Annotated in this window: 12 protein-coding genes; 8 read left to right on the top strand and 4 right to left on the bottom strand. The window is 70.3% G+C overall.

Going from position 1 to position 14,253, the window contains the following annotated elements:
- Nucleotide 1: 1 nt before the first annotated feature.
- The 4 genes from ddaH to ABD932_RS16605 all read left to right on the top strand — a co-directional run bounded on the left by ddaH (nt 2) and on the right by ABD932_RS16605 (nt 3,015).
- Nucleotides 2-778 carry a dimethylargininase gene (gene ddaH, locus ABD932_RS16620; RefSeq protein WP_250086480.1) on the top strand — a complete coding sequence of 259 codons (777 nt, stop codon included), beginning with the start codon at nt 2-4 and terminating at the stop codon, nt 776-778.
- A gap of 219 nt (nt 779-997) precedes the next feature.
- On the top strand, nt 998-1,972 hold the full coding sequence (locus tag ABD932_RS16615) for an acyl-ACP desaturase (RefSeq protein ID WP_345013321.1): 975 nt from the start codon (nt 998-1,000) through the stop codon (nt 1,970-1,972).
- Nucleotides 1,973-2,235: 263 nt separating this feature from the next.
- Nucleotides 2,236-2,403 (top strand): hypothetical protein, encoded by a 168-nt coding sequence (locus ABD932_RS16610; RefSeq protein WP_345013319.1) that lies wholly within the window; start codon nt 2,236-2,238, stop codon nt 2,401-2,403.
- 18 nt (nt 2,404-2,421) lie between these two features.
- Complete coding sequence (locus tag ABD932_RS16605; protein ID WP_345013317.1) at nt 2,422-3,015, top strand: hypothetical protein; 594 nt, start codon at nt 2,422-2,424, stop codon at nt 3,013-3,015.
- On the opposite strand, the gene ABD932_RS16600 is transcribed toward ABD932_RS16605, so the two are convergent.
- A complete protein-coding gene (locus tag ABD932_RS16600; RefSeq protein ID WP_345013315.1) occupies nt 2,996-3,250 on the bottom strand; it encodes a WhiB family transcriptional regulator in 255 nt (84 codons plus the stop codon). The two genes, ABD932_RS16605 and ABD932_RS16600, sit on opposite strands and share 20 nt — an antisense overlap.
- A 270-nt stretch (nt 3,251-3,520) precedes the next feature.
- On the opposite strand from ABD932_RS16600, the gene ABD932_RS16595 reads away from it, so the two are divergent.
- Together ABD932_RS16595 and abc-f are read left to right on the top strand one after the other, a co-directional pair.
- Nucleotides 3,521-4,315: a VOC family protein gene (locus tag ABD932_RS16595; protein ID WP_345014434.1), complete on the top strand. Its 795-nt coding sequence runs from the start codon at nt 3,521-3,523 to the stop codon at nt 4,313-4,315.
- Nucleotides 4,316-4,470: 155 nt separating this feature from the next.
- Entirely contained in the window at nt 4,471-6,120 is a 1,650-nt protein-coding gene (abc-f, locus tag ABD932_RS16590) for a ribosomal protection-like ABC-F family protein (protein ID WP_425587485.1), read from the top strand.
- A 29-nt stretch (nt 6,121-6,149) separates the two neighbouring features.
- On the opposite strand, the gene ABD932_RS16585 is transcribed toward abc-f, so the two are convergent.
- The 3 genes from ABD932_RS16585 to ABD932_RS16575 form a co-directional block, all read right to left on the bottom strand.
- Nucleotides 6,150-7,187 (bottom strand): LacI family DNA-binding transcriptional regulator, encoded by a 1,038-nt coding sequence (locus tag ABD932_RS16585; RefSeq protein ID WP_345013311.1) that lies wholly within the window; start codon nt 7,185-7,187, stop codon nt 6,150-6,152.
- A gap of 201 nt (nt 7,188-7,388) precedes the next feature.
- Complete coding sequence (locus tag ABD932_RS16580; RefSeq protein WP_345013309.1) at nt 7,389-8,324, bottom strand: ornithine cyclodeaminase family protein; 936 nt, start codon at nt 8,322-8,324, stop codon at nt 7,389-7,391.
- A 14-nt stretch (nt 8,325-8,338) separates the two neighbouring features.
- Nucleotides 8,339-9,355 (bottom strand): multicopper oxidase domain-containing protein, encoded by a 1,017-nt coding sequence (locus ABD932_RS16575; protein WP_345013307.1) that lies wholly within the window; start codon nt 9,353-9,355, stop codon nt 8,339-8,341.
- Nucleotides 9,356-9,533: 178 nt separating this feature from the next.
- Here ABD932_RS16575 and ABD932_RS16570 point away from each other — a divergent pair, with 178 nt between their 5' ends.
- Nucleotides 9,534-12,017 carry a ThuA domain-containing protein gene (locus ABD932_RS16570; protein WP_345013305.1) on the top strand — a complete coding sequence of 828 codons (2,484 nt, stop codon included), beginning with the start codon at nt 9,534-9,536 and terminating at the stop codon, nt 12,015-12,017.
- A gap of 47 nt (nt 12,018-12,064) precedes the next feature.
- Nucleotides 12,065-14,230 (top strand): OmpL47-type beta-barrel domain-containing protein, encoded by a 2,166-nt coding sequence (locus tag ABD932_RS16565; protein ID WP_345014432.1) that lies wholly within the window; start codon nt 12,065-12,067, stop codon nt 14,228-14,230.
- The last annotated feature ends 23 nt before the right edge of the window (nt 14,231-14,253 follow it).

The raw sequence follows: 14,253 nt of genomic DNA, 5'->3' as shown, positions 1-14,253 counted from the left end.
CGTGCCCAGCAAGAAGGCCCTTGTCCGCCGCCCGAGCCCGCGCCTCGCCGAAGGGCTGGTGACGCATATCGAGCGGGAGAAGGTCGATGCCGATCTCGCTGTCGAGCAGTGGGAGGCGTACGTGGAGGCCCTGCGTACGCACGGCTGGGAGACGATCGAGGTGGACCCGGCCGACGACTGCCCCGACTCGGTGTTCGTCGAGGACACGGTCGTCATGTACCGCAACGTCGCGCTGATCGCCCGGTCCGGGGCCGAGTCCCGGCGCGACGAGACCATCGGCGTCGAGGAGGCCGTGGCCTCGCTCGGCTGCTCCGTGAACTGGATCTGGGAACCGGGCACGCTGGACGGCGGCGACGTGCTCAAGGTCGGCGACACGATCTACGTCGGCCGGGGCGGCCGTACCAACGCGGCCGGCGTCCAGCAGCTGCGCGCCGCCTTCGAGCCGCTGGGGGCGCGGGTCGTCGCCGTCCCGGTGAGCAAGGTGCTCCACCTGAAGTCGGCGATCACGGCGCTGCCCGACGGAACGGTTCTGGGCCGCATCCCCCAGCTGGACGCCCCGTCGCTGTTCCCGCGCTTCCTGCCGGTGCCGGAGGAGTCCGGAGCGCATGTGGTGCTGCTCGGCGGCGACAAGCTGCTCATGGCCGCGAGCGCGCCGAAGACGGCGGAGCTGCTCGCCGACCTCGGGCACGAGCCCGTCCTGGTCGACATCAGCGAGTTCGAGAAGCTCGAAGGATGTGTGACATGTCTCTCGGTGCGGATGCGTGAGCTGTACGCCTGACCGGCTGCACCGATCGCGCTCTCAGCCCCAGGACCTGCGGGTCCTGGGGCCTTTTGCATGCCCGTGAACGCCCGGCGGAACGGTGGCTGATCAGCAGTCTTTACATCCCCCTTAACCTACGGCTTCGTAACCTACGGATTCGTAGCCTACGATCCCGTAGGTTCCGGCAAACCGCTCGCCGGTCACCTTGCCTGTGTCGTGCGTCCCCCAGGAGTACCCGTGACGATCACCTCCCCTCACCTTGGCAGCTCTGCCGGCTGGACCGACGCCCGGTTGCTGTACGCGCTGGAGGAAGTGGTCGAGCAGGAACTCAACCGGCATCTGAAGGTCGCCAAGGACTGGATGCCGCACGAGTACGTGCCGTGGACGGACGGCCGTAACTTCCCCGGCTTCTTCGAGGACGGGGAGGCCTGGGAGAAGGAGCAGTCGCAGGTCACCGAGATCGGCCGCATCGCGCTCGTGGTGAACCTCCTCACCGAGGACAACCTGCCCAGCTACCACCACGAGATCGCCTCGCTCTTCGGCCGTGACGGCGCCTGGGGCACCTGGGTGCACCGCTGGACCGCGGAGGAGGGCCGGCACGGCATCGTGATGCGCGACTACCTGCTCACCTCGCGCGCGGTGGACCCGGACAAGCTGGAGCAGTTCCGGATGGCCCACATGAGCGAGGGCTTCGAGTCGGACAACCGGCACTCGATGCTGCACTCGGTCGCCTACGTCGCCTTCCAGGAGCTCGCGACCCGCATCTCGCACCGCAACACCGGCCACCAGTCCGGTGACCCGATCTGCGACCGCATGCTGGCGCGCATCGCGGCCGACGAGAACCTCCACATGATCTTCTACCGGAACCTCCTGAAGGCCGCGTTCGAGATCGCCCCCGACCTCACCATGCAGGCCGTGCGTGACGTCGTGGTCAACTTCCGCATGCCCGGCCACGGCATCCCCGGCTTCGAGCGCGCCGCCGCGCAGATGGCCATCGGCGAGGTCTACAACATGCGCATCCACCACGACGACGTGCTGCAGCCCGTTCTGCGCTTCCTGAAGATCATGGAGATCGACGGCCTCGGCCCGGAGGGCCAGAAGGCGCAGGAGGAGCTGGGGCTCTTCATGGGCGGGCTGGACGCGGAGGCCTCGAAGTTCGACGAGAAGCTGGCTGCCCGCAAGGCGCGCATGGCGGCGCGCGCCGGAGGCTGACCCTCCGTCCTGTTGCAGCGATCTACGACCATCCCCTGCGGTGCCACGGTGCACGCAGGGGATGAGTTTCATGGCCCAGACCCATGAGTGGATGTTCTACGAGGTCATGTGGCGCGGCTGGGCGGGGCGGGACCGGATCCTGTACCCCGTGCCCTGGTGGGCACAGCAGGCCTTCCGGCGCTGGAGCGACGACTTCGACTCCGGCACATACGACTCCAAGGAGGCGGCCCTCCGCCTCGAACGCCCTGTACCGCTACTGGCACATGGTCGGGGTGAAGGACCACCGCCAGGAGTCCCTGATCGGGCAGGCGGGCGAGATCGAGCCCGTCCACGACAAGTACTGCCTCTCCTTCTTCCTGCACGACCCGGCGACGGGCGCCTTACGCCTGCCGCAACTCCCGGACGCCGACCGGGTGGAGCAGCGGATGTAAGCGCCGCACCTGCCGGTGGTGCGGTCCTACCTGACCATGCAGTTGGCGCACGCGTATCTGCTCGCCGGTGACCCGGCGCGCATGGACGCGCTGCTCGGCTGGACGGTCGCGGCCGGCTTCCCGACGGTGGCCGGGCGGGCGGTGGCGCTGGGTGCGTGGAACGAGCAGCACGCGTTCCCGGTGGCCTCCGACTTCGGTGAAGTTCCGTACAGCCGCTGGTACATGAGCGACATCCCGCACGGCTGGGCGGCCGCCGAGTATCTGCTGCTGCTCCGCGACATCCTCTTCTTCGAGGCCGACGAGGACCTCGACCCGCACCTGTACATCGCGCCCGGCGTACGGCCGCACTGGGTGCCGGTGGGCGAGGGGATCGCGGTGGACGCCGCGCCCACCCTGTTCGGCGCGCCTTTCGGCTACCGGCTCGCGCACGACCCGGCCGGGCGGACGGTGACGGTGGACGTCACGCAGGCGCCGGAGGGGGTGCGGTTCGTGTATCCGTGCCGGTTCGGTGAGGTGCGGTCGGTGGCGGCGGACGGGCAGGAGCTCGCGGTGACGGGCCAGGACGTGCGGGTACCGGCCGGGGCGCGGCGGTTCAGTGTGACGTACGCCTGAGCTCCAGGCGTTCCTTCTCCGACATGCCGCCCCAGACGCCGAAGCGTTCGTCGTTGTCCAGCGCGTACTCCAGGCAGGTGGAGCGGATCGCGCACATGCCGCAGATCCGCTTCGCCTCGCGTACGGAGCTGCCCGGCTCGGGGAAGAAGAAGTCCGCCCCGGTCTGTGCGCACAACGCCTCCTGCTGCCAGTCCAGGTCGGGTGAGGTGATCGTTGTGATCGTGTCGATGTGCATGCGCAGGATCGTGCCGGTCGGCGAAAAACGTTCGCTCAACGCGGGATCAACGCCGCGTCACGGGGCCCCCGGCCGACCCGATGGTCTCCCGCCACGCGCTGCGGCGCACGGCGGCGCGCGGGAACGGGCGAGATGGAGGAGACCCGCACCGGTCACCGAGGGTGACGGCGGGCGTCGCCGCCATCGGTGGCGCGGTTCCGGCGGCGCTTGTCAGTGGGCGGTGCAAGACTCGGCAGAGCAGACAACGGGACCCTTCCGAGGAGGGCGATGATGCTCACCACCCGTTACGTCACCGGCGCGCCGAACTGGATCGACCTCGGCACACCCGACATCGACGGCGCCCGTGCCTTCTACGGCGGTCTGTTCGGCTGGCGGTTCCAGCCGGGCGGGCCCGAGACCGGCGGTTACGGACTCTTCCAGCTCGACGGCAGGACGGTGGCCGGCGGTATGCAGACCACCGAGGAACAGGGTCCGCCGTCCTGGACGGTGTACTTCCAGACGCCGGACGCGGACGCCACGGCGAAGGCGGCCGAGCAGGCGCACGGCTCGGTGTGGATGCAGCCCACGGACGTGCTGGACCTGGGCCGCATGGCCATCCTCGCCGACAAGGCGGGCGTGCCCTTCGGCCTGTGGCAGCCCGGCACCAACAAGGGCCTCGACGTCGTCCAGGAGCCCGGCTCACTGTGCTGGCTGGAGCTGTACACCACGGACGTGCCGGCCGCGGCGGGGTTCTACAACGCGACGCTCGGCATGGAGACCTTCGCGCTCGACTTCTACGGCGGCACGTACACGACGTTCAGCCCCGCCGGCGCCGGGGAGGACGCCATGTTCGGCGGGGTCGTCGACAAGTCCGACGACCCGGCGGAGGCGGAGGGCCCCGCGTACTGGCTGCCGTACTTCGAGGTCGCCGACACGGACGCCACGGTCGCCAAGGCACAGGAGCTGGGCGGCACGGTCCGCATGCCGGCCACCGACCTGCCGGACGTCGGCCGCATCGCCAAGCTCACCGACCCGCACGGGGCACGCTTCGCGGTGATCAAGAGCGCGCCGGTACAGAGCCGATAACGAGTAGAGACGAGACGTTCCGTTCTGTTACAGTGAGCGTGTGGCTTTCTTCTACTTCCTCTGAGTCCGGGCACGGCCGACGCCGCCGTCTCCGCCGCCCGTAGACCCTTCGTACCCTCAGGGAAAGTCACATGCGCGAACGCGCCCATACCTCCATGCCCGCTGCCGTGGCGCAGCTGTCCGTCAAGGGCGTCACCAAGTCCTACGGCACCCGGCTCGTCCTCGACCAGGTCTCCTTCACCGTCCGCCCGGGCGAGAAGGCCGCCGTCATCGGCGAGAACGGCTCCGGCAAGTCCACCCTGCTGCGGCTGCTCGCCGCCGTCGAGATGCCGGACGCCGGGGAGCTCACCGTCGGCTTCCCCGGCGGCACCGGCCACCTCGCCCAGACCCTCGACCTCGACCCGGACCGCACCGTGCAGGACGCGGTCGACCTCGCGCTCGCCGACCTGCGCGACATGGAACGCCGGTTGCGCACGGCGGAGGAGCGCCTCGGCGAGGCGTCGGACGGCGAACTCGCCGCGTACGGCGAGCTGTTGATCGCGTACGAGGAACGCGGTGGCTACGAGGCGGACGCCCGCGTCGACGCCGCGATGCACGGGCTCGGGCTCGCCGGCATCACCCGCGACCGCGTGCTCGGCTCGCTCTCCGGCGGCGAGCAGTCGCGGCTCGCGCTCGCCTGCGTGCTGGCCGCCGCCCCCGAGCTGCTGCTCCTCGACGAGCCGACGAACCATCTCGACGCCGCGGCCGTGCGCTGGCTCGAGGATCATCTGCGCGCCCACCGCGGCACGGTCGTCGCGGTCACGCACGACCGCGGCTTCCTGGAGCGCATCGCCACCACGATCCTCGAGGTCGACCGCACCGCGCGTACCGTGCACCGGTACGGCGACGGCTGGGCCGGCTACCGCGCCGCGAAGGCCGCCGCGCGCCGCCGCGCGGAGCAGGAACACGCGGACTGGCTGCAGGAGGTCGCCCGCACCGAGGAGCTGCTCGACGCCGCCGGGAAGCGGCTTGCCACGACCGGCAAGGACCCTCGGCAGGGCTTCGGCAAGCACCGGCGCTCGCACGAGGCGAAGCTCGGCGGGCAGGTGCGGGCGGTCCGCGAGCGGCTGGCCCACCTGCGGCGCAACCCCGTGGCGGCGCCACCGCTGCCCCTGCGGTTCACGGCGGCACTGCCGACAGCGGACGGCGGGCATCCCGTCGACCGCCCGCTCGCCGAGCTCGACGGGGTGGCGGTCGGCGAGCGGCTGCGGCTGAACGGGCTGCTGGCCGTCGCACCCGGGCAGCGGCTGCTGGTCACGGGAGAGAACGGGGCCGGCAAGACGACCCTGCTGCGTGTCCTGGCCGGAAACCTGGAGCCGGACGCGGGTGCGGTGCGCCGCCCTGCCCGGATCGGGTACCTGCCGCAGGAACTGCCCGCCCGCTCCACGCGCCTCCCGCTGCTCGCAGCCTTCGCGGCCGGGCGGCCCGGGCTGCCGGACGAGTACGCCGAACAGCTGCTGGCGCTGGGCCTGTTCCGCGAGGAGGACCTGCACATCCCGGTCGCGGCGCTGTCCGCCGGGCAGCAGCGGCGACTCCAGATCGCGCACCTCGTGACCCGGCCCGCGGACCTCCTCGTCCTCGACGAGCCGACCAACCACATCGCGCTCGACCTGGTCGAGGACCTGGAGTCGGCACTCGCGGCGTACCCCGGGGCGGTCGTCGCCGTTTCCCACGACCGCGGCTTCCGCGCGCGGTTCCCGGGGGAACGACTGGAACTGCGGGACGGGCGGGCGAGGGCGGAGGTCCTGCGCACGTCGGCGCCCTGAGCCGTCGCGCAGCGACGTGCGCGGACGGTCTACGCGGACGCGCGCCGCACCAGCGTGGTGGGCAGCACCACGCTGGACGGCGCGGCGCCGATGCCCTGCTCGCCGACGTGCCGGTCGAGCCCCCGCAACAGCAGCCGGGCCATCAACCGGCCCATCTCCTCGATGTCCTGACGGACCGTCGTGAGCGGTGGGTCGGTCTGCTCCGCGACCGGCAGCATGTCGTCGAACCCGACCACGGCGACGTCGTCCGGCACCCGTCGCCCCGACTCGCGCAACACCCGCAACGCTCCCGACGCGGTGAGATCGTTGGCGGCGAACACGGCGTCCAGGTCCGGACAGCGGGCGAGCAGCTCACGCATCGCCCGTTCACCGCCGGCCGGCGTGAAGTCGCCCTCGACGATGAGCCGCGGATCGGCGTCGACCATGACATCCCGGTATCCGTCGAGCCGGTCCACCGCCGACGTCTGGTCGAGGGCCCCGGCGATGTGCGCGATGCGGCTGCGGCCGAGCCCGACGAGATGCCGTACGGCGTCCCGCGCGCCACCCCGGTTGTCGCTGTCGACGTACACCACGCCCTGCCGGTCGCCGCTCCAGCCGGGCCGTCCGCCGAACACGGTGGGCACTCCGGCGCGCTGGATCAGTCCGGGCAGCGGGTCGTCGAGGTGCAGCGAGAACACCAGCGCCCCGTCGACATGCCCGCCGGCGAGGTAGCGACCGACGCGTGCGTGATCGTCTCGACCCTCGGTCAGCAGCAGCACCAGCTGGTTGTCGTGGGCCGTCAACTCCTTGCTGATGCCGCGGAGTTGCAGCGCGAAGAAGGGGTCGGCGAAGACGCGGGTCTCCGGTTCGGCCACGACGACCGCGACGGCGTCGTGCCGCCGGGTCACCAGGCTGCGGGCGGCCTGGTTGGGCACGTACCCGAGCTCCTCCACCGCCTTGCGCACCCGCTCGACGAGCGGCTCCCGCACCCCGTCCCCGCCATTGACCACCCGCGACACGGTGGCCCGCGAGACCCCGGCACGTGCGGCCACGGCTTCCAGGGTGGGACGCGGGGCGGTTTCGGTCACTGGGCGGCTCCTCGTCGGTGGTTGCCGATCAGGATAGCCCCGCGGAGAGCGGCCTCGTGAGAGCGCTCTCGCACCGCCGACAGCAGCCTCGGTCCGGCCCCGGACAACGGCACCTGCGCGCTCCATGACGCCGTGGACCCCACCGGACACCTCCAGCGAACGGACGCCCGCCCGCGCTGGACATCTCCGGAGCGATCCGAGTCACGCCAGCAGATCCACCCGCCGCCCGATGCCCTCCCGTTCCGCCGCCCGATACGCCGCCCAGCTCAGCGCCAAGTCCTGCCAGGGCAGCCCGACCGGCGCGTAGACCGTACGGCTGTCGGCGCCGCCCCGGCCGGGATGCTCACCCCGCAGCACGTCCCCGAGTGTGGCGTCGGCGGCCGACGCCGCAAGCCCCGCCGCCGCCAACGCCCCCATGCTCGCGGCGAGTTCCCGGTCGTCCACGACGAGCAGCGCGGCTCGCAGCAGATCGGCCGCCAGCTCCTGCTTGCCGGGTTCGTCTGCGCCCAGGCTGGTGAAGTGCTGGCCCTCCCGGGTGTCCGACAGCCGCAGCAGCGGGGTGCGGGCCCAGGTCGCCAGCAGTACGGTGTCGGCCGCCGCCGCGACCTCCTTCGCCGAGCCCACGGCCCGGCCACCGTGCCGTGCGGCGAACGCGGAGGCCCGCTCGGTGTCCGTGTCATGGACGACGAGTGCACGGTGCGGCCGCAGCACCGCCAGTCCCCGCATCATCAACTCGGCCTGGGCCCCTGCCCCGATCACCCCGAGGATCTCCCCGGCGCCGGCCAGCACATGCGTGCCCAAGGCCGCGGCCAGCCCCGTACGCCATGCCGTGACCGTCGCCGAGTCCAGCAGCGCCAGCAGTTCCCCGTCCCGCCCGCCGTGCAGGCAGATCACCCCCCGCAGGGCGGGCCGCGCGTCCGGGAACTTGGCGTTGACCTTCACCGTGTAGGCCTCGACGCCCGGCAGGAGCCCGGGCAGCAGGGCTGTCGCCGTGCCGGGGAACGGCAGATCGGTGCGCACCCGCTGCCCCGCGACCGGTACGGCGTCCGCGCACCGGAATCCCTCGGTCAGTGCGGCCAGGCACGTCTCCGGCTCCAGCACGGCTTCCAGGTCACCTCGCGTCAGAACAAGCGTCATCCGTCCATGATCCGTCAGTGCTCGTGCGCGGACCCGGAGGTCGACTCCTGACCGTGCTCGTGCGGGTCGTACCCGGGAATCGTGCCGTCCGCCTTCTTCACCAGGAACAACCCCACCATCCCCATGTCCGAATGGCTCTGTACATGGCAGTGGTACATCCACGCCCCGGCCCCGACCCCCTCCCCCGCGATCACCTGGAACCCGAAGGAGTCCGCCGGGCCGACGATCTTGTTGTCGATGACCTGGCTCGGGTCGTCGGGCCCGGTGAGCATGCCCGTGCGGTTGTCCGCCCAGCGGTGACCGTGCATGTGGAAGGTGTGGTAGTACTCGCCGTGCGTGATCATCACGAACTCGACGCGATCGCCCACCGTGGCCTCGAAGTCGGGGCCGCTGTGCGCCGGCTTGTTGTTGATCAGCATGTCGTTGAAGACGACGGTGTGGGTCGCGTCCGGAAGGATGTCGCCCTTGCGCCGCACGATCACCGGCCCGTACAGGCCCTTGCGGATACCGCCCGTGCCGTGTTCCGTGCCGACGACGTGGTCGTGGTAGTGCCAGTAACCCGCGCTGCCCGCCCGCCAGGTGCCGTCCTTCCGCCGGCCGGGGGCATGGGTGCGCCAGGTGTAGGTGCGGGTGCCGCCGGGTTCGACGTGGCTCTTGTTCAGCTTCGTGCCGTCGCTGGTGATCTCGTAGTCGAGGCCGTGGACATGCAGGCTCACCGGCACGTCCATCGTGTTCTCGAACTCGACGTGCAGGGTGTCGCCCTCGTTGAGCTCGATCAGCGGGCCGGGGATCGTCGCCTTGCCCTTCTCGAAGCCGTAGCCCATCTGCCCGTCGGCGAGCTTCTCGGCGTACAGCTTGATGTGCCTGACCTCGCCGCCGGCCGGGGCGGTCCTCGGCGGTGTGTCGGCGCCCACGGCCTCGGGTACCGATGCCAGCGACAACGATGTCGCGACGGTCGCGCCGCCCAGCAGGACGCGTCTGTTGAAGGTGCGTCTGTCGAAGCCGCGTCTGTTGAAGTTGCTCTTGTTCATGCCGAACTCCCCACGGCGGTACGGAAATTACGGGGATGAACCGGTGAGACGGTACCGGCCACTCCCACGTTTATCCACACTCAGGACAAAGTTCGTCCCAGTACGGCCATAGGTATTGGCGAGTCGTTCAAAGGGGTCTAGCTTCCTTGTCGCTGCTGCTGTGACCGTGGAGGTGCCCATGCACTTACGAGGGTTGAGCACGAGAAGACAGACCTGGGTGGCCACTGTGACCGCCGGGATCGTCGCCGCCGGGCTGATGTCAGCCCCGGCCGCCGACGCACGCCCGGCCCCCGAGCCACCCCTGACAACGATGTCCATCAAGTCGCCGCCCGGCGGCGCCAATGTGCGTGTGCTGATCTTCTACGGTTCCGCGGCCGCAGGCGAGGAGTCGCCTCTGGTGAACGCCGGCATCGCGGCGATCGAGAAGATCGGCCTGTCCGGCCCGACCGACCAGCGCTTCGACGTCGAGGCCACGAACGACGCCTCGGTCTTCACCGATGAGACCGAGCTGGGCCGTCTCAACGCGATCGTGTTCCTCACCGGGGGCGGCGACGTCCTCGACCCGGAGCAGGAGGCGGGTCTGGAGGCCTACATGGAGGCGGGCGGCGGTTTCGTCGGCATCCATGACGCGGCCCGCGCCGAGCCGTACTCGGACTGGTTCACCGGACTCGTCGGCGCCCGCCCGGCGGCCGGCGGCCCGACGGCCGTACAGCGGGCGGTCGTCGAGGTCGGTGACCGGCGGCATCCGGCCACCAAGGAGCTGCCGCTCCAGTGGAAACGGCCGGACAAATGGCTGAACTGGACAAAGAACCCGTCAGGCGCGGTGCATACCGTCGCCCGAGTCCGGGAGGCGTCGTACCAGCCCGGCACGAGCGCCAACGGCTGGGACCACCCGGTGAGTTGGTGCCGTGACTACGACGGCGGCCGCTCCTTCTACACCGGGATGGGCGGCACGGTGTCGTCGTACGACGAGACCGACTTCCGTACGCATCTGCGCGGCGCCCTGCTCTGGACGACCCGGCTCGTGCAGGCCGACTGCAAGGCCACGATCACCGGCAACTACAAGGCGGAGCGCCTCACCCAGCCCAACCAGCCCGGCCAGAACGACCAGATCGGCGAACCGCACGGCCTGGTCACGGCCCCCGACGGGCGGGTGCTCTACATCGGCCGGGGCGGCGCCGACTCCTCGCAGCCGGTGATCACCGACTGGAACAACCCGGACATCGGCAAGGGCAAGGGCGAGATCCATGTCTACGACCCGAAGACCAAGAAGGTCACCCTGGCCGGGGCGTTGACGGTCTTCGGTAACAAGGGCGGCGGCGACGAGCTGATCAAGGTCGAGGAGGGGCTTCTCGGCATCGAGCTCGATCCGCGGTTCGAGGAGAACGGCTGGGTGTATCTGCACTACACCCCGCATTCGCGGCTCAACCGCGACACGCGGATGGCCGACCGGCGCGTCTCCCGCTTCACGCTCGACCTGGCCACCAACAAGCTGGACCTGAACAGTGAGAAGGTGCTGCTCAGCTGGCCGGTGCAGGTGCACAGTTGCTGCCACTCGGGCGGCGGGATGACCTGGGACTCCAAGGGCAACCTCTACATCGCGACCGGCGACAACAACTCCAGCCGCTTCAGCGACGGTTACTCGGGCAACAACCCCGATCCCGACTACAAGGGCGTGTCCTTCGCCGACGCGCGCCGCACCGCCGGCAACACCAACAACCTCAACGGCAAGATCCTGCGCATCCACCCGGAGCCGGACGGGACGTACACCCTCCCGGAGGGCAACCTGTTCACGGGGCGGGAGACCGACGAGGGCGGCGGCAAGACGCGCGGTGAGATCTATGTGATGGGCGTCAGGAACCCGGCGCGCATCTTCGTCGACCGGAAGACCGACATCCTGTACGCGGGCTGGGTCGGCCCGGACGCCTCGGCGCCCTCCACGACGTGGGGCCCGGCGAAATACGACACCTTCGCGGTCATCACCAAGGCGAGCAACCGAGGTTGGCCGTACTGCATGGGCAACAAGCAGCCCTACCGCGACCGCAATCTGCCGGATCCGAGCAAGCCGCTGGGCTGGTACGACTGCGACCACCCCAAGAACGAGTCGCCGAACAACGACGGGCTCGTCAACCTCCCGCCGGTCACCGGCAACAACATCTGGTACTCGCCCCAGGGCGGCGCCCCGGACTTCCCGCGCGACGCGAACGGCGTGCCGTCGTACAAGCAGGAGGAGTCCACCTATCTGCTGCCGTGGCTGAAGGGCGGCGGTCAGGCCGCGATGAACGGGCCGGTGTACCGGTACGACGCCGTCTCGGCCACCAGTGACGTCAAGTGGCCGTCGTACTGGGACGGCAAGTGGTTCGTCGGCGACTTCTACGACGCCGACCAGCCGCGCAACGCGGTGATCACCGACCCGAAGACGCACGGTGAGGGCGGTCTGCCGGTCCACTCCGAGTCGCTGAAGAAGATCGTGCCGGTCGGCAACGACGGCATCAAGAACCTCATGGACTGGAAGTTCGGTCCGGACGGCGCGCTGTACGTGCTCGACTACGGCCGCGGCTTCTTCACCTCGGACGCCAAGTCGGCGCTGTGGCGGGTCACTTACACGGGCGGAGGGCCGACTCCGGCCGCCGACCGGCTGGCGAGAGGAGGAACCCAGTGATACGCCGACGCCATCGACGAAGAGTCTGGACGGCCCTGGTGGCCGCGATGCTCGTGATGCTGGGGCTGCAGTCCGCGCCCGTCGCCGTCGGACAGCCCGACGCCCCGGCCGCGGCGGCCGCGCAGGTGCTCACCTGGACCGCGGGCGACGACATCACCAAGTACACGACGGCGCCCGTGACGGCCGTGGCCGGTCAGGCGACGATCGTCTTCGAGAACAGCACGGCGACCGGCAACACCACCGGAATGCCGCACACGCTGACGTTCGACACCTCCGACCCGGAGTTCAACAACGACGTCCAGCTCAACATCCTGGCCAACCCGAACGACGACCAGGGCGGCCGCCACACCGCCGAGGTCACGCTCACCCCCGGCCGCTACCGCTACTACTGCACGATCCCCGGCCACGGGCAGATGCAGGGCATCCTGGTGGTGACCGAGGGCAGCGGCGAGGACACCACGGCACCCGAGGCGTCGGCGCACGTCAGCGGGACACAGAACGCGCAGGGGCAGTACGTCGGTTCGGCGAGCGTGGCGATCCACGCCACCGACGACGAGGGCGGTTCCGGAGTCGACCGCGTCGAGTACGCGATCGGCGACACGGGCGCCTGGCAGCCGTACACCACCCCGGTCGTCGTCGACCAGGTCGGCGACCACAAGATTCGCTACCGCGCCCTCGACAAGGCGGGGAACGTCTCGGCGGAGAAGAGCGTCGCGTTCACGGTCGTCGCGCCGCCGACCGACGACACGACAGCGCCGGAGACATCGGCGACCGTCAGCGGCGAGCAGAATACCGACGGCACGTACATCGACATGGCGACCGTCACCGTCTCCGCCTCCGACACCGGTTCCGGCGTCAACAGCATCGAGTACGCGATCGGCTCCGGTGCCTGGCAGCCGTACACCGCACCGGTGATGGTGCATCAGGTCGGCACCCATACGGTGCGCTACCGGGCCACCGACAAGGCGGGCAACGTGGCCGGCGAGAAGAGCGTGCAGTTCACGGTGGTCGCGGCGCCCCAGCCGGACACCATCCCGCCGGTGACGGGCGTGACCGTCGAGGGCACGAAGAACTCCGACGGCGCGTACGTCGGCAACGCCAAGGTGACCGTCTCGGCGACCGACGAGCACGGCGGCTCGGGGCTCGACCGGATCGAGTACTCGCTCGACGGCGGACCGTACCTCGCGTACGGCGCCCCGGTGGTCGTCGACCGGGCGGGCACGCACACCCTCGCCTACCGGGCGACGGACAAGGCCGGCAACACCGCGGCGGCCCGCACGGTGACCTTCACCGTGGTGTCGAGCCAGGTTCCGGCGCCCAACTGCCCCGAGTTCGACGAGCGGTTGACGGTGATCGTCGGCACGGTCGACTCGGGTGTCCCCAACCGGCTCACCAACAGCCGGTGCCGGATCAACGAGTTGATCGAGGACGAGAAGCAGTGGACGTCCCAGGCGCTGTTCCTCAAGCACGTGAAGACGGTCCTGGACAAGCTCCTCAAGGACGGCGTCGTCGACGAGCGCGAGTACGACGCCATCCGCGAGGCCGCCCGCGAGTCGGGGATCGGCAAGCCCGGCCAGACCGAGGGCTACCGCACGATCCTCGACGGCAGCGCGGCGTCGTTCGCCAAGTGGCAGCAGGTGGGCGGCGGTTCGTTCGCGCCGAACGCCGACGGCTCGATCACCAGCGGCACCACCAAGCCGGGCCTGGGCATGCTGTGGTTCCCGGAGCGCAAGTACGGCGACTTCTCGCTCAAGCTCCAGTGGCGTGACGACGCACCGGGCACGGGCAACGCCAACTCCGGCGTCTTCGTCCGCTTCCCGTGGGTCCACGACCACCCCGAGGAGTCGCGGCCGGAGTGGGTCGCCATCAAGTACGGCCACGAGGTGCAGGTGCTCGACCGGCCCGACGGCGACATGTACAAGACCGGGTCGGTCTACGGCTTCGACCGGGTGGGGCTCGCGGGCGCGGGCGTCACCCAGAAGGGCACGTGGAACGACTACGAGATCCGTGTGGTCGACCAGCACTACTCGGTCTACCGCAACGGCGTGCTGATCAACGAGTTCGACAACACCGGCGGACAGGACTTCGTCCCGCCGCGCTCGGACGACCCGGGCACGGACGGGCGGCGGTTCGCCTCCGGCTACATCGGACTCCAGGTGCACGGCACGACCGATGTGGTGTCGTACCGGGACATCCGGATCAAGGAGTTGTAGCAGGCCCTCCCGCAGGGCCCGTT

The organism is Streptomyces shaanxiensis (genome assembly GCF_039537145.1).
GTDB classification, from domain to species: Bacteria; Actinomycetota; Actinomycetes; order Streptomycetales; family Streptomycetaceae; genus Streptomyces; species Streptomyces shaanxiensis.
The sequence above is the reverse complement of the archived record's forward strand: the minus strand, read 5'-3'. Positions and strand labels throughout refer to the sequence as shown.